Origin of the sequence: Rathayibacter sp. AY1E8, from assembly GCF_002931415.1 — a bacterium.
Taxonomy (GTDB): domain Bacteria; phylum Actinomycetota; class Actinomycetes; order Actinomycetales; family Microbacteriaceae; genus Rathayibacter.
Genome location: NZ_PSVI01000040.1, coordinates 1 through 18,288, shown reverse-complemented (window position 1 = coordinate 18,288; position 18,288 = coordinate 1). Strand labels below are relative to the sequence as shown.

The following is an 18,288-nucleotide window of genomic DNA, read 5'->3' as shown; positions in this document are numbered from 1 at the left end:
AGCGTGCGATACATGAGCTCGAGGGGGTTAGGCCGGAGCGTCGCGTGGTGGTACCCGAATGGGCCCAGCATGTTCCGCGAGGGGGCCGATCGCGACAGCCCTGGGCTTTCGTCAGCGGACGCGCGTCGTGAAGGGCCCCGAACCTGACGACTGCTGGATCTGGACGGGAGCGACCGGCGACGACGGCTACCGCCGCTTGTGGACGCGCACCGTCGACGGCGAGCAGCAGGTCCTCCGGCCTCAGCGGTACGCATTCGAGAAGATTGCCGGCCGCGCCTTCGAGCGGGACGTGATGAGTCCTGGTGCGTCGTGCCGCTGTGCGTGCACGCGGACGAGGCGATATAGCATCTGCGCGAGGGTGATGGGCGCGCAAATAAGATCGACTGCACCCAGCATGGCCGCTACGGAGGCCCCTCGACGACGCTCGCAGCCCACCGGCGCCGGCCGACTCGAGCGCGCTGCGCGAGCGCGGGCGCTACGGGCCCTCGTGCTCGAGCTTGCGGAAGGTCCTCGTCGGCATCGACGAGGACCTTCCTGTGCTCTTCTAAGCCCGGTCGCGTGCCGGAAGCACCGCACCGGATGCGGCTGTTCCATCTCCCGAATACATCGGGGTGGTAGGAATCGTCAGAGCCGTCTTGATCCACCGCAGCGCGACTTGAGCGGCGCCGAGCGCGAGCACGAGACCCACGGTCGACCATCCGGCTGCTAATCCCGCGCCAATGACCAGTTCGGAGTCAACAGCGACCCCGCCGAACGCGTCGCGGCTGTTCGCCCACACCGCCGCGCCGACGGTCCCGAACGCGCTCCCGACGGGATAGACCACAAACAGCAGGGCTACTGCTCGGAGGAGGAGCGCCCGCATTCCCCAGATGCCCTTCACGCCGTGACCTCCATCTCGCCAGCCGAGTCGTGCTCACGCTCGTGAGCGTCGGAGGCGTCGTCATTGGCGTCCTCCGTGGGGCTTGGGGCCGTGGCTGTCGCTTCGGTGAGGGCTCGTATCGCCGCGCGTACATTCGCCGAGGTGATCCCTAATCGTTCCGCGGTCTCGGCCGGGGAGACGTATGCGCCCATCCCCGCGATCGCCCTCGCCTCGTCGAGGCGAGCGGCCGTCGCCTGCTCCTCCGATGCCGCGGGCAGCTTCCGGATCTCCTCTTCGAGCTCCGTGAGGATCGCGTCCTCACGATCGGTGGCCGCGAAGTAGTCGGTCGCGAGGTTCTCGAGCTTCTCCTCGCGCTCCCGGTACACGGCTGCGCGGTCCCGCGCCCTCTTCCGCGCGTCGATCTGCGCAGCGGTCTTCGTTCGTCCAGCACCCATCAGGCCGGTTCCTTCCACACCAAACACCTAACGCTCACACCCAGACGTGCGCGTGGAAACCCTGACCTGCCCAGCACGGTAGGAGCACTCCAACAGCTCGGCCGGGACTGCCCGTGAACGTCGCGCGCGTGAGAGCCTGGCCGCGTGCAACCAGTGATGACAACGCTCCACCGAGCTCTCGGCCGCGAGCCTTCCCCTCTCACTCGCGACCTGATCGACGAAGCGATCGAGGTGAACCTGGCCGAGTCGGACAATCTGGACTGGAAGAAGAGTGCCCCCGCCGCCGCCGGCGGCGACAACGCCGCCCGTGAATTCGCGAAGGACATCGCCGCGATGGCCAACGCGTCCGGAGGCATCATCGTCATGGGCGTTGAAGAGGAACGTGGCAGAGGTACCGCGAAGGCCATCAACGACATCGACATCTCGGAGCCCGAGCTGCAACGGCTGCGCCAGTGGGCCGGTGCCCACCTGAAGCCGGTCGTCGCCCCGCTGGATGTCACCCCGATCCCGTCCGCTGACAATGCGGCCGTCGGGCAGATCGCGATCACGATTCCCGCGAGCACCAACGCGCCGCACTTCGTCAGCTCGAGTGACAACACGCTGAGGGCCCCTGTCCGGTACGGAACCGAGACCCGATGGCTCGCTGAGCCGGAACTCGCTCACGCGTACTCCAAGCGATTCCAGACCGCCGCGTCCCTCAGCGCGCAGCTGGAGGAGGGTGTCGCGCAGGCGATGCACGGCCTCGACCGGACGAAGAAGACCTGGCTGGTGGGAGTCGCCCGCCCTGAAGTCGGCCCGGGAATCGACTCCACCCCCCTCACGAGCCGCGAGTTCCTCGACGTCCTCAGCGAGGCAGAAGACCGGTCGACCGAACTCGTCGGCGCAGAAACATTCGGATCGCCCCTGCAATGGGCCAGCTACACCGGGAGCACGCAGAGGCTGGGTCTCAGACGGCGGATCTTCGAGGATCGCCGAACGAACGACGTGGCCTCCGTCGGCGAGAGCATTCGAGTCGAGCTTCACGACGACGGCACGATCGCGCTCTGCGTCGATGCGTTCCAGTCGAATCCCGTCAACGACGGCCGCGCTTACGTGCAGGTCGAGGTAGTCGAAGGCTTCGCCCGCGATCTCGTAGGCCTGGTTGAAGCGCGATCGAAGCAGCAAGGACGCTCCGGTCGATACGTCGCGCGCGTCGATATGCTGGCGGCCCAGAAGTTTCCTCCGGGTCTTCGAGCGCACGGACCGGACCGACACGGAGACCATGGACTCCTCGAGGGCTCTCGCGAAGTCCTGGAACCGATCCCGATCCTCACCACGATCGAAGCAGGCGTCCCGACTTCAGAGAGGCTCGTTTCCGCGAGGTCCATCGCGACGGACCTTCTCCACCAGTTCTCCTTCGGAGCGCTGTTCACCTTCCCAAAGGAGTGACGAGGAGCCGCGGCGCCCCGGACCTAACGCCCACAACTTCGGCCCGCGCGATCGGCCAGCGTCTCCGACGGTAGCAGCGCGCACGCGCGCCGCGGCGGAGCTGCCTCCGAAGGCGCCTCTTGCTCGGTCGCACCCTGCGGGTGCTGCTCTCGCGGTGCGGCCTCACTCGCATACACCCGTGGACGGCGTCCGCTGTGCTCCCACCGCCCACCGTCGCGTGCTCGTTCCTGGCCGCACCGTCGACGCCGCGCTCACTTCGTTCGGCTTCTGGCGTCGACTCCGCGCGGAACCCGGTGGGTTCCGGCCTGACCCGTCTTTCTCGTTCCTCGTCAGGTCGTTCCCTCATTCTTCGGTCTCTGGGTCGTCACACCTCTTGCATCTTTGACCTTCCGGGTACTTTCAAAAGGTGATGACTCTTCACAAACAGTCCGCGGGGGACGGCTACACCTACTACACGCGTGAGGTGGCGACCGCTGACGTGCGCCGTGGCGGCGAGCGAAAGCTCGGCGATTACTGCACCGCGGACGGCAATCCGGCGGGCGCGTGGATGGGCGCGGGCCTCGCCGGCCTCGGCGAGACCGTCGGCTTGGACGCAGAGAGCCGCCCGGTGTTCGCCGCTGACGCGGCGCGGGAGGTTCGCGGGGAGGTCACGGAGGCGCAGACGAAGGCCCTCTACGGCGAGGGTCTGCACCCGAACGCGCACGCGCTGTTGGACGCCGGCGAGTCAGAGCGGTCGGTGAAGCTCGGGGCGTCGTACTACCGGTACGACGTGAAGGACGAGGGCCTCGGGGCGCAGATCCGTGACGGGTACGAGGCGTTCACGCGCATACACCATCGGGAGCCGGACGCGGACGAGCGGCGCCGGATCCGGGTGCAGGAGGGCGCGATCGCGTTCCGCGATGCGAAGGGTCGCGACCCGGTCGACAAGGAGGAGCTGGGCCGGTTCATCACCGCCGCGCAGCGCCCGCAGCAGCAGGCCGTCGCGGGCTATGACCTGGTGTTCTCGCCCGTGAAGTCCGTGTCGGTGTTGTGGGCGCTAGGTGATGACGAGACCCGCCGGCAGGTCGAGCAGGCGCATCAGGATGCGATCGCCGCGGCCGTCGGGTACCTGGAGGAGACGGCGATCGCGACGCGCACGGGCCGGGATGGAGTCGCGCAGGAGGATGTGCGTGGGGGGCTGATCGCGTCCAGGTTCCGGCACTACGACTCGCGGACCGGGGATCCTCAGCTGCACGATCACCTGGTCGTGTCGAATAAGGTGCAGGGCATCGACGGGAACTGGCGGGCGACCGACGGGGCGCTGCTGCACAAGCAGCCGGTCGCTGCGTCCGAGTTCTACAACCAGCAGGTCATGGCCGCTCCCCGCGACCGCCTCGGGGTCGCCGTCGAAGCCCGAGTGGTGGCGGACGGGCGGCGTCCGGTGATGGAGATCGCCGGTATCGACACCGAGCTGATGTCCGCGTTCTCCTCCCGTTCCGCCGTGATCCGAGAGACCACGAAGCAGCTCGAAAAGGAGTACCGGCAGCAGAACGGCCACGAACCCGACCCGGCCACGCGGGCGGAGCCGCCACGAACTCGGCCTCGAGCGACCGCCCGGCGGCCGTGATCGTCGAGTCGTCCCAGCCCACCACCGCTCCCGTCGCGCCGGCCACGGAGGAGGCGGCGGTCGTCGAGACGGCGGAGCCCGCACCCGTCGAGACAGCAGCCCCGGTCGAGACGGCCGCGCCCGCCCCCGCCCCTGTCGAGACGGCAGCGGCTGCGCAGGTCTCGCCCGAGTTCGCCTCGGCGCTCATCAAGGCGCAGAGCTACTCCGAGATGCTCCACATGAGCAAGGCGGGCCTGTACGGCCAGCTCACCTCCGAGTACGGGGAGCAGTTCTCGCCCGAGGCCGCGCAGTACGCGGTGGACACCGTCTCCGCCGACTGGAACGCCAACGCGCTGGCGAAGGCCAAGGACTACCAGGCCCAGATGGCGATGGCGCCGGAGGCCATCCGCGACCAGCTGACCAGCGAGTACGGGGAGCAGTTCACGAGCGACGAGGCCGACTACGCCATCGCGCACCTGAACGACTAGTCCCACTCGGACCGTCGCGGCACTGCGCGGCCACTGAGCAGGTCCTCCCGGAGCGCGCCGCCGTCCGTCGCCCACGACCCGGGCGACGGAGGGCGGCGGACCACCGGAGCCGGTTCAGGCCAGGACGGCGAGGGTGACGGGGAGCGCCTCGCTCCACCTGCCGGTCAGCCGCTCCTCGCCCTCGAGGAACGGCGGCGCGAGGACCCGCGCGAGGACGAGAGTCAGACCGTCGGCCGAGGTCGTGGTGGTCCGTGCGTCGCTGCGGACGAGCACCGTCGACGGCGGCCCGGACGCTCCGGCGCCTGATCCGCTGCCCTGCACCGTCGCGGTCGGCGGGCGGACGATGCGCTGCCCGTCCTCCTCGAAATGCTGCTCGACCTCCCGGGCGCCGGTGCGGATCGCCGTGGCGAAGGCGGCGATCGCGACGGGGTCGCCGGCACCGTCGTAGACCCAGCGACGACCGAGGACGGTGTGCTCGACGGTCGCGAGGAGATGCGCGTCACCGCCGGCGAGAGGCGAGCCGCGGTAGGTCAGCGGCACTTGGAGCGGCGGCTGCCCGGTCGACTGGACGATCAGCGTCTCCACTCCCACCTCGCCATCGGGGTCGTCGAACCGGTAGGCGCCGAGCTGCGTGAATCCGCCGCCCTCGCACCAGGGCTGCGTCGGCGCCCATGCCTCCACGATCTCGAGCTTCCCGGGGGTGATCGTCGCACGGTGCAGAAGGGCCATGCACCGAGAGTAGAGCCGGCCGATCCGTCCGGAGGAGTGCCCGTCAGCGAGCGGCGCCCGCCGTCGCCGACTCGGGCAGGCTGCTCATGGGGAGGGTGTACTCGCCCTTGAGCGCCGAGATCCAGACGGTGGTCGGGGCGACGGCGGCGAAGTTCGAGTTGAGCAGCGCCATCAGCGTGGTGTGCAGGGAGTGCGCGTCGATGGAGCCGGCGTCGTTCGAGATCGCGATCGCGCCCGTCGCGTCCGAGAGGACCTCGGCGCGGAGCCCGTGCGTCTCGGCCTCGGCGGCCGAGGCGAGGATGCAGTTGTTGGTCATGTAGCCGACGAGGGTGATCGTGTCGACGTCGTGCTCGCGGAGCCAGTCGAGCAGGTCGGTCCCCGCGAAGACCGTGCCGAACTGCTTCGTGACGTTCTTCCACGAATCCGAGCGGCGCTTCTCGATCTCCGGGTGCAGCGCGAAGGACGGACCCGACGGGTCGAAGATCGGCGCTCCCTCGCCCGCGCTGTGCTGGACGACGGCGATCGGGAGGCCCGCCGCGGCGGCGGAGTCGAGGGCGGCGGCGATCCTCGGCAGCGACTGCGCGTGCGGCGGGTACTGGATCTCGAGCGGACCGCTGAAGTACTCCTGCTGCACGTCGACGAGGATCAGTGCGCGGCGCGGTGTGGTCATGAGGGGCTCCCATCGGTGGCGGACGTCCCCGATCCTCCCGCTCGGGGCTGGGAGCGGCGGTCAGCCACGCGGCCCGCGACCCGGTCGTGGGCGCAGGCCCACACCTCCTCGTGCTCGAGCGGAGTGAGGACGCCGGCGTCGAGCAGCCGGTCGGCCCGCCGCAGCACGGCCGCGATCGCCGCCTGCTCGGCGACGGCGGGGGAGTCGACGTCCGCGATCACGAGCCGGCGGGCGCAGGCGCGGCGGAGGCGGCGGGTCGAGCGGGCCGAGAGGAGCAGGAGCGACGCGGTCGGCAGGGCGAGCGCGGCCAGCAGGAGGAGCGGCAGCCGGTCGAGCGCGAGCGTCCCGACGGCGCCGGCGGCCGTCACGGCCACGACCAGCTGCGGACCGGCCGCGTGCAGGCGGAGGCGCCTCCGCTCCTCGGCGGAGGTGCCGGGCGCGAAGACGACGAGCTCGCTCCGGACGACGCCGTACCGGCTCGCACCGACGGTGTGGCGGCCCCAGCGGGGGCCGGCGTCGAGGAGGCGGAGGAGCAGGTGCACGAGCGCCATCGTCGGCCCGCGACGGCGGGTGCGAGGGGATCCTGACGGAACGCGGACGCGTACCGGGCCGGTCCGCACGGTCCGCTCGCGCGACGCTCACGACCCCCTCACGACGCGGGATCGCGCGTCGACGTCCCTCCCCAGCCGATTACCCGTGAGGAAAGCGTGAGGATCCGCTCATTCCGGGCGGGCGCGCTCCTCACGGCGAGTAGAAACATCCAGTGACCTCTTCCGTCGTCCGTGGCGACCCCGACGCCCTCGAACCCTCCCCTCTCTCCTCCGCGCGCGCGGGCGGGGTGAAGGCGTGGCTCCTCGAGGGCCTCCGCGACGACTCCGGAGCCCACCCCGGCCCCCACGCGGCCACCGGCAAGACGCACTCCTGGTGGCGCGTCATGTGCCTCACAGGTGTCGACTACTTCTCCACCCTCGGCTACCAGCCGGCGATCGCGGCGCTCGCCGCCGGCCTGGTCTCGCCGCTCGCGACGATCGTCCTGGTGGTGCTGACCCTCCTCGGCGCGCTCCCCGTCTACCGCCGCGTGGCCCGCGAGAGCTTCCGCGGCGAGGGGTCGATCGCGATGCTCGAGCGCCTGCTGCCCTGGTGGGGCGGCAAGCTCTTCGTGCTCGTGCTGCTGGGGTTCGCGGCCACCGACTTCATGATCACGATCACCCTCTCGGCGGCCGACGCGACGGCGCACGCGGTCGAGAACCCGTTCGCCCCCGCCTGGTTCCACGGGGCGGAGGTGCCGCTCACGCTGGGGCTGATCGCCCTGCTGGGGATCGTGTTCCTGCGCGGGTTCCGCGAGGCCATCTCGATCGCGGTCGTGCTCGTGGCCGTGTTCCTCCTGCTCAACGCGATCGTGATCGCCGTGGCGATCGGGCACGTGGCCGAGAACCCCGTCGTCATCGGCGACTGGTGGTCGGCGCTCACGACCCAGCACGGGAATCCGCTGATCATGGTCGGCATCGCGCTCATCGTGTTCCCCAAGCTCGCGCTCGGGCTCTCCGGCTTCGAGACCGGGGTCGCGGTCATGCCGCAGATCCGCGGCGACGCGGGCGACACCGAGGACGCCCCGGTCGGCCGCATCCGCGGGGCGAAGCGGCTGCTCATCACCGCCGCCGTCACGATGTCGGCGTTCCTCATCACCTCGAGCTTCGTCACCACGCTGCTCATCCCGCAGGCGCAGTTCCAGCCGGGCGGCGAGGCCAACGGCCGCGCGCTGGCCTACCTCGCGCACGAGTACCTCGGCGAGGGCTTCGGCACGGTCTACGACATCGCGACGATCTGCATCCTCTGGTTCGCGGGCGCCTCCGCGCTGGCCGGCCTGCTCAACATCGTCCCGCGCTACCTGCCCCGCTACGGCATGGCTCCCCAGTGGGCCGGCGCCGTCCGTCCGCTCGTGCTGGTCTTCACCGTCGTCGCCTTCGTCATCACGATCCTCTTCCGCGCCGACGTCGACGCGCAGGGCGGCGCCTACGCGACCGGCGTGCTGGTGCTGATCACTTCCGCGTCCGTCGCCGTGTTCCTCTCGGCGAAGCGCAGGAAGCAGCGCAAGCGCGCCGTGGGCTTCGCGGTCATCGCGCTGGTCTTCGTCTACACGACGGTCGTGAACGTGGTCGAGAGGCCCGACGGCGTGCGGATCGCGGCGGTCTTCATCGTCGGCATCCTCGCGGTCTCGCTCGTCTCGCGGGTGCACCGCTCGTTCCAGCTGCGCGCCACCTCCGTGGTGTTCGACGCCGCCGCGATCGACTTCCTCACCACGGACGCCGACGACTACGGCGTGATCCGCATCCTCGCGAACGAGCCCGACGACGGCTCCGAGGCGGAGTACCGGGACAAGCTGGCGGAGGAGCAGCGCGACAGCAACCTGCCGATGCGCGGCCCGGTGCTCTTCCTCGAGGTGCACACCACCGACTCCTCCGACTTCGAGGAGGACCTGGTCGTGCAGGGCCGCGTCTGCCACGGCTTCCGCGTGCTGACGGTGACCAGCGGCAACATCCCGAACACCATCGCCACGGTGCTGCTCGAGATCCGCGACCTCACCGGCGTGATCCCGGACGTCTACTTCGAGTGGACCGAGGGCGGCCCCATCTCGAACATGTTCCGCTTCCTCATCACCGGCACCGGCGAGGTCGCCCCCGTCACCCGCGAGGTCCTCCGCCGCGCGGAGTCCCGCCGCGACCGCCGGCCGGGCGTGCACGTGGGCTGACGCCTGCTGCGCGGCGGGGGCGTGGCGGCGCCGAGGTACCGCTCCTGCTGCGGGATGCCGCCGAGACGCCGCTCCATCGGCGACACGCCGCGGCAGGAGCGGTGCGTCGGCGGAGGAGGTGGCGTCCCGGCGCGCGGCGGCCCCGTAGCGTGGGCGCGGGCGCCCGTCGGGGCGCCGACACCGACGAACGGACGACGATGACCCTCGAGGACCAGCGCGCGCACATCCTGACCGGCGCCGTGTACGACGACATGACCCCCGAGCTGGTCGCCGCGCGAGAGCGGGCTGTCCTCGCCTCGAACGCGTACAACGCGAGCTTCGGGCGACCATCGGTCGAGCGGGAGGCTCTGCTCCGCGAACTCGTCGCCTCCGTGGGCGCGGACGCGCACCTCGAGCCGACGTTCCGCTGCGAGTTCGGCTTCAACATCACGATCGGCGACCGCTTCTACGCGAACTTCGACTGCATCCTGCTCGACGGCGCCCCCATCACGATCGGCGACGACGTGCTGTTCGGCCCGCGCGTCTCGATCTACACGTCGAACCACGCCCTCGACCCGGCCGAGCGCGCGGCCGGCGCCTGCTCCGCGAAGCCGGTCGTCGTCGGCGACGGCGTCTGGATAGGCGGCGGCGTCACGATCAACCAGGGCGTCACCATCGGCGACGGGGCCGTGATCGGCTCGGGCAGCGTCGTCACCCGCGACGTCCCTCCGCTCACCATCGCCGCCGGCGTCCCCGCCCGCGTCCTCCGCCAGATCACCCCCGACGACCGGACCGGCTACCGCCCGGCCCACTGACGCCGGCCCACTCCGGCTCCGGAGCGCCGGTTCCGAGACGCCGGCTCCGAGACGCCGCTCCCGGGCGGCGCTCGGACGGCAGGCGGCGATCCGCCCTCAGGACTTCACGGTCGACAGGGGCTCGGTGATGCTCTCGAGGCTGCGGCGCTCGGCGTCCACGCCGAAGATCAGGGCGATCACGCCGCCGAGGATCATCACGGCGGCGCCGACGAAGTAGCCGATCGTCAGCGGTCCGCGGTCGCTGCCGTCGCCGATCAGGGCGCCGTAGAGGGCGGGGGCGACCGCTCCGGCGATCTGGCCGAGGGTGAAGAAGTACGAGATCGCCTGGCTGCGCAGCTCGAGCGGGAAGATCTCACTCACGGTGAGGTAGGCGCTCGAGGCTCCCGCGGAGGCGAAGAAGAACGACACGCACCAGAGGATCGTCTGCGTCGTCGCGGTCAGGACGTCCATGCTGAAGAGGACCGCCGAGACGGCCAGGACCGCTCCCGAGACGCCGTAGGTGAGGAAGATCATCTTCCGCCGGCCCCACACGTCGAACAGGTGGCCGAGCACCAGCGGCCCGACGAGGTTGCCGATCGCGAACGGGAAGAAGAAGTACGAGATCGCACTCTGCTCGACTCCGTAGAAGTTCTCGAGCACCAGCGCGTAGGTGAAGAAGATCGCGTTGTAGAGGAACGACTGGGTGATCATCATCGTCGCGCCCACCAGCGTCCGCTTGGGGTACTGCCGCAGCAGCACCCGGGCGATGGTGCGGAACGGGATGCTCTCCGTCGCCTTCACGGTGATCGCCTTCGCGTCGTCGACCGGCTCGAGCACGCCGCCCTCCGCCTCCACTCGGCGCTCGATCTCGTCGACGGTGCGCTCCGCCTCCTCCTCGCGGCCGTGCGTCATCAGCCAGCGCGGGCTCTCGGGGATGTGGCGGCGGAGGTAGATGATCGCCAGTCCGAGGATCGGGCCGAGGAAGAAGCCGAGGCGCCAGCCGACGTTCTCGGCGAAGAGCGCGTCGTTCAGGAAGAACAGGTTGGCCGCGGAACCCAGAGCCGCGCCGCCCCAGTACGTGCCGTTGATCGCGATGTCGACGCGGCCGCGGTACTTGGAGGGGATGAGCTCGTCGATCGCGGAGTTGATCGCCGCGTACTCGCCGCCGATCCCCATGCCCGCGAAGAAGCGGAACACGGCGAGGAAGACGTAGTTCGGCGCGAGTCCCGCCAGGCCGCTGGCGACCAGGTAGATGACGAGCGTCAGGATGAACAGCTTGCGCCGCCCGAGCTTGTCGCTCAGCCGCCCGAAGATCAGGGCGCCCGCGATCTGTCCGCACAGGTAGATCGTGCCGAGCAGGCCGACCTCGAAGGCCGAGAGCCCGAACTCCTTCGCGAAGCCGGCGGAGGCGACGATCTGGATCTCGAGTCCGTCCAGCACCCACGAGAAGCCGAGGCCGACGACGATCGACCAGTGGAAGCGGGTCCAGGGGAGCCTGTCGATGCGGGCGGGCACGAGGCTCCGGACCGGGCCGCGCGGACTGGTGGATGTCGACATGGCGAGCGCCTTCCTGTCGCCCCGGCGTCGTTGCGGAGGAACGCTGTCCCGAGCGCGGCGAGACGACACTAGACCCGCGGGCGGCTCCATATCGCCGGGCTATTCACCCCTTGTCACGGACCGCCGAGCGGGTGTATTCCGGGGACCGGTGCCCACCCGGGGGCGGAGCGCGGCGCGGAGCTCATCGGTACGGATCCGGAGCGAGGCGCGGTGGACGCGAGCCCGGATCCGTCCCGCGGGGCCTGACACCGCCCGCCTCCTCGGCCTAGCGTGGAGGCATGATCGACGCGACGCCCGCGGGCACCCCCACCTACGTCCTCAGCGAGGGGCCCGTCTGGGATCCGGACACCGCCCGCCTCACCTGGGTCGACATCGAGGCCGGCGCGGTCCTGTCCGCCCCCGTCACCGCGGAGGGGATCGGAGCGATCTCGCGCACCGACGTCGGCGAGCAGGTCGGCGCCGCGCTGCCCCTGGGCGACGGGCGGACGCTCGTCGCGCTGACCCGGCGGCTCGCGATCCTGGAGGTCGACGGCTCCCTCACGCGCGGCTCCGAGCTGCTACCGGAGGGGCACCGCTTCAACGACGGCATGATCGACCCGCAGGGGCGCCTCCTGGTCGGCTCGCTGACCCTCGGCGAGTCGGCGGGCGACGACGTCCTGCTGCGCATCGAGCACGACGGATCCGTCACCGTGCTCGACGACGACCTGCGGCTCTCGAACGGACTCGGCTTCTCGCCGGACGGCTCTGTGCTGTACTCGGCCGACACCGAGTCGGGCGTGATCCACCGCCGCTCCTACGCGGACGCCGAGCACGGCCCGCGCGAGCCGTTCGTCGAGCTCGAGGAGGGCGTGTTCGCCGACGGACTGACCGTGGACGCCGACGGCCGCGTGTGGGTCGCGGTCTGGGGCGGGAGCGGCGTCCGCGTGTTCGAGGCCGACGGCAGCCCGGTCGAGGGCGAGGGCATCAGGATCGACGCCCCGCACTCCTCCAGCATCGCCTTCGCGGGCGAGGACCTGGACATCGCGGTCGTCACCTCCGCATCACGCGACCTCTCGGCGGACGAGCGGGCGCGTCATCCGCACGCCGGCGGACTGTGGATCGCGCAGCCCGGAGCCCGCGGCCGCGCCGCCACGCGCTGGGTGGAGGGCCCTCTGCCCTAGGGGCGGCCGGTCGCCCGTCAGACGGCGGGCGTCGTCGGCGGGCTCGGCTCCGACGCGGGCTGCGGCACGAGGGTCAGCCGCGAGATGCGGTAGCGGTCCGTCTCGGCCACGCGGAGCAGGTGGTCGCCGACGAGCACGGAGTCGCCCACGACGGCCACACGGCCGATCCGGTCGAGGACGAATCCGCCGACCGTCTCGTACGGACCCTCGGGCAGCTCGATGCCCAGCTGCTCCGCCAGGTCCTCGAGGATCATCCCGCCGTCGACGTCGTGCAGCTGCTCGGCCGCCTTCGCGTCGACCGCCTGGCGGGCGCCGTCGTACTCGTCGTAGATCTCGCCGACGAGCTCCTCGAGCAGGTCCTCCAGCGTGATGATGCCGTCGGTTCCCCCGTACTCGTCGATGACGACGGCGATCTGGTGGCCGTCCTGGCGCATGGTGCGCAGGGCCGCGAGCACCTTCGTCGTGCCGGGGACCGCGAGGATCGGGCGGGTGATGTCGGCGACGCTGCTCGCGGTGCCGGCGCGACCCGCCTCCGGGAACGCGGACATCAGGTCGCGCACGTGGACGAAGCCGAGCACGTCGTCGAAGTCGTCGCCGACCACCGGGTAGCGCGAGTGCGGCTGGTCGAGGACCGCCGCGTAGCCCTCGGCCACGCTGAGCGCGCCGCGGAGGAAGTCGACGTCCGGCCGCGGGCGCATCACCTCGGCGACGCGGCGGTCGTCCGCGCGGAAGATGTCGGTGAGCAGCCGGCGGCTGTCCTCGTGGATCTCGGTGTTGCTGGAGATCATGTCGCGCACCTCGTCGGCCGAGACGCTCTCGCCCTTCTCGCGCGGGTCGGCGCCGAGGAGGCGGACGACGGCGTCGGTCGAGACGGACAGCAGCCAGATCACGGGGCGCATCAGGCGCGCGAGGGCGTTGAGCGGGGGTGCGAGGGCCTTGGTGAACGCGACGGACTTCTGCATCGCCAGGCGCTTGGGGACCAGCTCGCCCAGCACCAGGGAGAGGTACGCGATGACGAGGGTCATCAGGATCAGGGCGACGGTCGAGGCGGCGGAGGCCGAGAGGCCGAGCGACTGCAGCGGCGGCACGAGGTCGGGCGCGATGGTCGAGGCGCCGTACGCCGAGGAGAAGAAGCCGGCGAGCGTGACGCCGATCTGGACCGCGGAGAGGAACGTGTTGGGGTTGCGGACGAGCTCGGCGATGCGCCGGCCGCGCTCGCTGCCGGCCTCGATCGCGCGGACCTGGCTCTCGCGGAGGCTGACGATGGCCATCTCGGTGCCCGCGAAGACGCCTCCGAGGAGGACGAACAGCACGACGAGGCCGATGTTGAGGAGGGTGTCGAGATCCACGCCGACCAGAGTAGGGATGCCGGCCGTGAGAACGCCTCGTGGACTCTCAGGGAGCGGGGTCGGGCGGGACGACGCCCCGCCCGCCCGCCCGCTCAGGACGCGTCGGCCGGGCGCACGCCGATCGTGAGGATGAGGTTCGCGTAGATGCGGCGGTCGCCCGAGGCGATGGTGAGCGCGACGTCGGGGGTGCGCGCCTCGGCGTAGAAGGCGTGCCGCTCGAGCGAGGTGAAGGGGACGCCGTCGAGGGACCGGCGGAAGGCGTCCTGCGCGGGGACGTCGATGCCGGGCGCGGGGGTCATGACCGTCGCCTCCTCGACGACGATCGCCGAGAGCAGGGCGTCGAGGATCTCGTCGACGGTCAGCATGTCGGGCCGGAGGTTCAGGTGCACCAGGGCGGAGTTCGGTCCGAGCGTGGTGCCGACGGGGTAGTTGCCGTCGGCGATGAGGACGCGGGAGCCGTGGCCCGCGCGGGCGAGCGCGTGCAGGATCTCGGGGTGGAGGAGGGTCGTGGTCAGCAAGAGGAGCTCCTAGAGGTCGTGGAGGTGGGCGACGGACGAGCCGGCGAGCAGGCGGCCGGGGAGCCTCCGCTCCTGGGGGCCGGGCTGCTCCGCCCCGGAGTCGAGGCGGAGGCGGACGAGGGCGGCGGCCTCGGCGGCGATCGCCTCCGTCGGCTGGGCGATCGTGGTCAGGTGCGGGCGGACCACGCGGGCCAGCTCGACGTTGTCGAAGCCGACGACGGAGAGGTCCGTCGGCACGCGCAGTCCGGAGTCGCCGAGGGCGATCAGGGCGCCGACCGTCAGCTCGCGGTTGCTCGCGAACAGGGCGGTCGGCCGGGGGCTCAGGGCGAGGATCCGCTCGACGGCGGCGACCCCGCTCTCGACCGTCAGCGGGCCGCGCACCACGGCGTCGGCGGCGGGGTGGACGCCGCGCTCGGCCATTGCGGCGAGGAAGCCGGCGGTCCGCTCCCGGGTGGAGGACACTCCGTCCTCCCCACCGAGCACCGCGATCGAGCGGTGGCCGTGGTCGAGGAGGTGGCGGGCGGCGGAGGCGCCGGCGCCCGCGTTGTCGAGCGCGACGCGATCGGTGACCAGCGCGTCGTCGATCCAGTCGACGGCCACCACGGGGGTGCCCTGCTCGGAGGCGCGGCGCAGCGCGTCGACGTCGCCCGCGGACGGCACCGCCACGATCCCGTCGACCATCTTCTCGAGCAGCAGGTCGACCGCGGCTCCCGGCTCGGGGCGGCTCACGCCGACCAGCACGCCGATGCCCTCCTCGCGCAGGGCCCGCTCGAGGCCCGCGATGATCGAGAGGTGGAACTCGTTGTCGAGGGCGGGCAGCAGCACCCCGACCGTGCGGGAGCGCCGCGAGCGCAGGCCTCGAGCGAAGCCGTTGACCCGGAAGCCGACCTCGGCGGCCGCCGCCTCGATCGCCGCCCGGTTCTCGGGGCGCACGGGGAGCCCGTTGTAGTGCTTCGAGATGGTCGAGAGCGAGAGGCCGGTCAGCCGCTGCAGGTCCTTGTAGGTGGCCACGTCACAGGGTGGCGCGGGGCGAGCCGTAGCCGCTCCAGCCCGGGATCGTGCCGTCGGCGTCCCACAGGTCGAGCCAGCCGGTGCTGCCGGGCCAGAGGAAGACCTGGCCCTTGATCAGCCGGTTGTTGCGCTCGGCGCCGCGCAGCGCCTCCTGCTCCTCGGCCGTGAGCACCAGGGAGGCGGCGGCCAGGTTCGCCTCGATCTGCTCCGGCTTCACCGCGAACGGGATCGGGATCTGGCCGCGGTTCACCGCCCAGGCGAGGCACACGACGGCCGGATGCACGCCCCGCTCGTCGGCGATCGCCCGCACCGCGGGGTGCTCGATGTCGACGATGTCGCCCTCCACCCGGTCGCGCTCGGGCCGCGACGGCGAGCCCAGCGGCGAGTAGCCGATCGGCTGGATGCGGTGGTCGAGGCAGAAGCGGAACAGCTCCGGCTGCTGGAAGCAGGGGTGCAGCTCCATCTCGTTCAGCTGCGGGGCGATGCGGACGTCGGCGAGGATCCGCTCGAGCTTGGGGATGGTGACGTTGGAGGTGCCGAGGTGCCGGACGAGGCCCCGGTCGACCAGGCTCTCGAGCGCGCGCCAGGTCTCGAGGAACGCCTCGTGGACGTACGGGCGGGCGTGCGGATCGCGTGCGTCGGTCTCGGCGTGCGGCGGGTGGTGGTTGGGGAAGGGCCAGTGCACGAAGACGGCGTCGAGCACGTCGAGGCCGAGATCGGCGAGCGAGCGCTCGACGGAGGCGACGGCCGCCGCGGGCTCGTGCGCGTCGTTCCAGATCTTCGACATGACGAAGAGCTCGTCGCGGTCGACTCCGGAGTCGGCGATCGCCCGGCCGACGCGCGGCTCGTTGCCGTAGACGGTGGCGCAGTCGAGGAGGCGGAAGCCGGCGCGGAGGGAGTGCTCGACCGCGAGGCCGACGGTCTCGGCGTCGTAGCGGTCGGAGCCGAACGTGCCGGCGCCGATCGCGGGGATGCGGCTGCCGCTCGCGAGGACGCGGTGGCTCGGCGGAGTGGGGGCCATGCGGATCCTCCTGGTGCGGCGGCGGGCGAAACGTTGCGCTTCACGGTAGGCGGGGGAGGGTGGTGACGTCAACGATGCGGTGAACTGGGGTTCGTAACGTTTCGTGGGGTGCCGCTTTCGTCCTCCGTTCCTGCCCCGCCTCCCTCGAGAGTCCAGTAGTTGTCGCACTCGAGGTCGACTGCGACGACTCCTGGACTGTCGAGAAGAGCCCCGCCCCTCCGCTCAGACCAGCCGGCGCGACTCCTCCGTGACCACGCGGAACCAGCGCGCGCCGTAGCCGTCGAGGGGTACCGACACGGCGCCGTCCTCGCCGAGCGGGAGCGACTCGCCGCCGAGGGAGTCGACCAGCCGCGCCCCGGCGGGGGTGTCGGGGAGCGTCAGGTGCGCCGTGCGCGGGTTCGACGCCAGGTTGTGCACCGCGACGGTCGTGCCGGTCGACGCGGACATCCGGTGCGCGAGCACGCTCGGCTCGTCGCAGGGGAGGTGCGTGTACTCGCCCCAGCCGATCTCCGGCGACCGCCGGTACAGCCAGGCGAGGCCCTTCACGTGGGCCAGGATCGAGTTCGGATCCTGGAGCTGCGCGGCCGCGTTCACGTGCTCGGGTCCGAAGCCGCCGCCGGGAGGGGCGGCGATCAGGTCGGAGGCGTCGGCACGCGAGAACCCGCCATTGGCGGCGCTGCTCCACTGCATCGGGGTCCGCACGGCGCTGCGGCCCGGGATGTCGGCGTTCTCGCCCATCCCGATCTCCTCGCCGTAGTAGAGCACCGGGGTCCCGGGCAGCGAGAAGACCAGGCTGTGGACCAGGCGGACGCGGCGCGGGTCGCCGTCGACCATCGGCGGGAGGCGGCGGACGATGCCGCGCCCGTGGATCCGCTGCGACTGCTCCGGAGCGAACGCCGCGAAGACCTCGTCGCGCTCGTCGTCGCTCAGCTGGTCGAGGGTGAGCTCGTCGTGGTTGCGCGCGAAGTTCGCCCACTGGCTGCCGACGGAGATCTCGGGGCGGCTCGCGAGCGCCTCGACGAGAGGCGCCGCCTCCTCCCGGGCCAGCGCGAGGTAGAGGCGCTGGTTGCCGATGAAGTCGAACTGCATCGACAGCTCGTCCGCGTCCTCGCCGCCGAAGAAGCCGAGCTGCTCCTCGCGGGTCACGTTGACCTCGCCCAGCAGCATCGCCTCGCCGGAGCGCCGCGAGACGAAGCGGCGCAGCAGGCGCAGCCACTCGTGCTCGTCGCGGGCGCCGGGCTCGATCAGGTACGGCACCGCGTCGACCCGGAAGCCGTCGACGCCCAGCTGCAGCCAGAACCCGATGAGCTTCGCGATCTCGTCGCGCACGGCCGGGTTCTCGGTGTTGAGGTCGGGCTGGTGCCGGTAGAAGTGGTGCAGGTAGTACTGGCCCGCCTCCTCGTCACGGAACCAGACGCCGTCCTCCGCGTCCGGGAACACGTTCGCGGGCTGATCGGCGGGCGGCTCGTCGCGCCAGACGTAGTAGTCGCGGTACGGGCTGTCGGGGGAGGAGCGGGCGGCCTGGAACCAGGGGTGCTGGTCCGAGGTGTGGTTGACGACGAGGTCGACGATCACGCGCATCCCGCGGTCGTGGGCCGTCCGGATCACCTCGACGACGTCGCCGTGGTGCCCGAAGCGCTCGTCCACTCCGTAGAAGTCGCTGATGTCGTAGCCGTTGTCGCGGCCGGGGGACCGGTAGAACGGCGCGAGCCAGAGGCAGCTGACGCCGAGCTCGGCCAGGTAGTCGATCCGGTGGACGAGGCCCTCGAGGTCGCCGACGCCGTCGTCGTCCCAGTCCATGAACGTCTTCACGTCGAGGTTGTAGAAGACGGCGGTGCGCCACCACAGGTCGCTCGTGTCGGTGACCCTCATGCGCGGGGCTCCGGGCGGGAGGAGGCGGAGGAGCTGTCGATGCAGTTCGACTTCATCGGCAACC

17 protein-coding genes are annotated in these 18,288 nt (G+C 71.3%); 6 read left to right on the top strand and 11 right to left on the bottom strand.

Going from position 1 to position 18,288, the window contains the following annotated elements; all coding sequences use genetic code 11:
• Positions 1-544 precede the first annotated feature (544 nt).
• Together C5C74_RS12220 and C5C74_RS12215 are read right to left on the bottom strand one after the other, a co-directional pair.
• A complete protein-coding gene (locus tag C5C74_RS12220; protein WP_104227316.1) occupies positions 545-880 on the bottom strand; it encodes a hypothetical protein in 336 nt (111 codons plus the stop codon).
• Positions 877-1,314 (bottom strand): hypothetical protein, encoded by a 438-nt coding sequence (locus C5C74_RS12215; RefSeq protein WP_104227317.1) that lies wholly within the window; start codon positions 1,312-1,314, stop codon positions 877-879. Before C5C74_RS12215 ends, C5C74_RS12220 begins: the two co-directional genes overlap by 4 nt.
• 156 nt (positions 1,315-1,470) lie before the next feature.
• Between C5C74_RS12215 and C5C74_RS12210 the strand changes: the two genes are divergently transcribed.
• The 3 genes from C5C74_RS12210 to C5C74_RS12200 all read left to right on the top strand — a co-directional run bounded on the left by C5C74_RS12210 (position 1,471) and on the right by C5C74_RS12200 (position 4,815).
• Positions 1,471-2,742, top strand: coding sequence for a helix-turn-helix domain-containing protein (locus C5C74_RS12210; protein WP_146079016.1), 1,272 nt, complete (start codon positions 1,471-1,473; stop codon positions 2,740-2,742).
• A 409-nt stretch (positions 2,743-3,151) separates the two neighbouring features.
• Positions 3,152-4,348: a MobF family relaxase gene (gene mobF / locus C5C74_RS12205; RefSeq protein WP_104351618.1), complete on the top strand. Its 1,197-nt coding sequence runs from the start codon at positions 3,152-3,154 to the stop codon at positions 4,346-4,348.
• On the top strand, positions 4,345-4,815 hold the full coding sequence (locus C5C74_RS12200) for an Ltp family lipoprotein (RefSeq protein WP_104351617.1): 471 nt from the start codon (positions 4,345-4,347) through the stop codon (positions 4,813-4,815). Before mobF ends, C5C74_RS12200 begins: the two co-directional genes overlap by 4 nt.
• A gap of 114 nt (positions 4,816-4,929) precedes the next feature.
• Here C5C74_RS12200 and C5C74_RS12195 read toward each other — a convergent pair whose 3' ends face one another.
• The 3 genes from C5C74_RS12195 to C5C74_RS12185 are packed head-to-tail and all read right to left on the bottom strand — an operon-like array spanning position 4,930 to position 6,756.
• Positions 4,930-5,544 carry a hypothetical protein gene (locus C5C74_RS12195; protein ID WP_104227321.1) on the bottom strand — a complete coding sequence of 205 codons (615 nt, stop codon included), beginning with the start codon at positions 5,542-5,544 and terminating at the stop codon, positions 4,930-4,932.
• A 43-nt stretch (positions 5,545-5,587) separates the two neighbouring features.
• Positions 5,588-6,214 (bottom strand): isochorismatase family protein, encoded by a 627-nt coding sequence (locus C5C74_RS12190; protein ID WP_104227322.1) that lies wholly within the window; start codon positions 6,212-6,214, stop codon positions 5,588-5,590.
• Positions 6,211-6,756, bottom strand: coding sequence for a DUF6611 family protein (locus C5C74_RS12185; RefSeq protein WP_146083069.1), 546 nt, complete (start codon positions 6,754-6,756; stop codon positions 6,211-6,213). The genes C5C74_RS12190 and C5C74_RS12185 overlap by 4 nt, the downstream gene beginning before the upstream one ends.
• A 221-nt stretch (positions 6,757-6,977) precedes the next feature.
• On the opposite strand from C5C74_RS12185, the gene C5C74_RS12180 reads away from it, so the two are divergent.
• A complete protein-coding gene (locus C5C74_RS12180; RefSeq protein WP_374953523.1) occupies positions 6,978-8,963 on the top strand; it encodes an amino acid permease in 1,986 nt (661 codons plus the stop codon).
• Positions 8,964-9,160: 197 nt separating this feature from the next.
• Entirely contained in the window at positions 9,161-9,757 is a 597-nt protein-coding gene (locus C5C74_RS12175) for a sugar O-acetyltransferase (RefSeq protein ID WP_104227332.1), read from the top strand.
• 96 nt (positions 9,758-9,853) lie between these two features.
• Here the strand turns inward: C5C74_RS12175 and C5C74_RS12170 are convergent, their stop codons facing one another.
• Positions 9,854-11,293, bottom strand: coding sequence for an MFS transporter (locus tag C5C74_RS12170; protein ID WP_104225083.1), 1,440 nt, complete (start codon positions 11,291-11,293; stop codon positions 9,854-9,856).
• Positions 11,294-11,571: 278 nt separating this feature from the next.
• Between C5C74_RS12170 and C5C74_RS12165 the strand changes: the two genes are divergently transcribed.
• Positions 11,572-12,453 carry an SMP-30/gluconolactonase/LRE family protein gene (locus tag C5C74_RS12165; protein ID WP_104351616.1) on the top strand — a complete coding sequence of 294 codons (882 nt, stop codon included), beginning with the start codon at positions 11,572-11,574 and terminating at the stop codon, positions 12,451-12,453.
• A 17-nt stretch (positions 12,454-12,470) separates the two neighbouring features.
• On the opposite strand, the gene C5C74_RS12160 is transcribed toward C5C74_RS12165, so the two are convergent.
• From C5C74_RS12160 to C5C74_RS12140, 5 genes are all read right to left on the bottom strand, one after another.
• Positions 12,471-13,802 carry a hemolysin family protein gene (locus C5C74_RS12160; RefSeq protein WP_104227326.1) on the bottom strand — a complete coding sequence of 444 codons (1,332 nt, stop codon included), beginning with the start codon at positions 13,800-13,802 and terminating at the stop codon, positions 12,471-12,473.
• 92 nt (positions 13,803-13,894) lie between these two features.
• Entirely contained in the window at positions 13,895-14,320 is a 426-nt protein-coding gene (locus tag C5C74_RS12155; protein ID WP_104225080.1) for an RbsD/FucU family protein, read from the bottom strand.
• A gap of 9 nt (positions 14,321-14,329) precedes the next feature.
• Positions 14,330-15,331: a LacI family DNA-binding transcriptional regulator gene (locus C5C74_RS12150; RefSeq protein WP_104227327.1), complete on the bottom strand. Its 1,002-nt coding sequence runs from the start codon at positions 15,329-15,331 to the stop codon at positions 14,330-14,332.
• 1 nt (position 15,332) lies between these two features.
• A complete protein-coding gene (locus C5C74_RS12145; protein WP_104227328.1) occupies positions 15,333-16,352 on the bottom strand; it encodes an aldo/keto reductase in 1,020 nt (339 codons plus the stop codon).
• Positions 16,353-16,574: 222 nt separating this feature from the next.
• On the bottom strand, positions 16,575-18,224 hold the full coding sequence (locus tag C5C74_RS12140; protein WP_104227329.1) for an alpha-amylase family protein: 1,650 nt from the start codon (positions 18,222-18,224) through the stop codon (positions 16,575-16,577).
• Between the last annotated feature and the right edge of the window lie 64 nt (positions 18,225-18,288).

What these genes read in the sequence shown, in the direction of transcription:
- C5C74_RS12215 (WP_104227317.1), bottom strand. Translation starts at nt 1,314, where the DNA reads ATGGGTGCTGGACGAACGAAGACCGCTGCGCAGATCGACGCGCGGAAG.
- C5C74_RS12210 (WP_146079016.1), top strand. Translation starts at nt 1,471, where the DNA reads ATGACAACGCTCCACCGAGCTCTCGGCCGCGAGCCTTCCCCTCTCACT.
- mobF (WP_104351618.1), top strand. Translation starts at nt 3,152, where the DNA reads ATGACTCTTCACAAACAGTCCGCGGGGGACGGCTACACCTACTACACG.
- C5C74_RS12195 (WP_104227321.1), bottom strand. Translation starts at nt 5,544, where the DNA reads ATGGCCCTTCTGCACCGTGCGACGATCACCCCCGGGAAGCTCGAGATC.
- C5C74_RS12190 (WP_104227322.1), bottom strand. Translation starts at nt 6,214, where the DNA reads ATGACCACACCGCGCCGCGCACTGATCCTCGTCGACGTGCAGCAGGAG.
- C5C74_RS12175 (WP_104227332.1), top strand. Translation starts at nt 9,161, where the DNA reads ATGACCCTCGAGGACCAGCGCGCGCACATCCTGACCGGCGCCGTGTAC.
- C5C74_RS12170 (WP_104225083.1), bottom strand. Translation starts at nt 11,293, where the DNA reads ATGTCGACATCCACCAGTCCGCGCGGCCCGGTCCGGAGCCTCGTGCCC.
- C5C74_RS12165 (WP_104351616.1), top strand. Translation starts at nt 11,572, where the DNA reads ATGATCGACGCGACGCCCGCGGGCACCCCCACCTACGTCCTCAGCGAG.
- C5C74_RS12145 (WP_104227328.1), bottom strand. Translation starts at nt 16,352, where the DNA reads ATGGCCCCCACTCCGCCGAGCCACCGCGTCCTCGCGAGCGGCAGCCGC.
- C5C74_RS12140 (WP_104227329.1), bottom strand. Translation starts at nt 18,224, where the DNA reads ATGAGGGTCACCGACACGAGCGACCTGTGGTGGCGCACCGCCGTCTTC.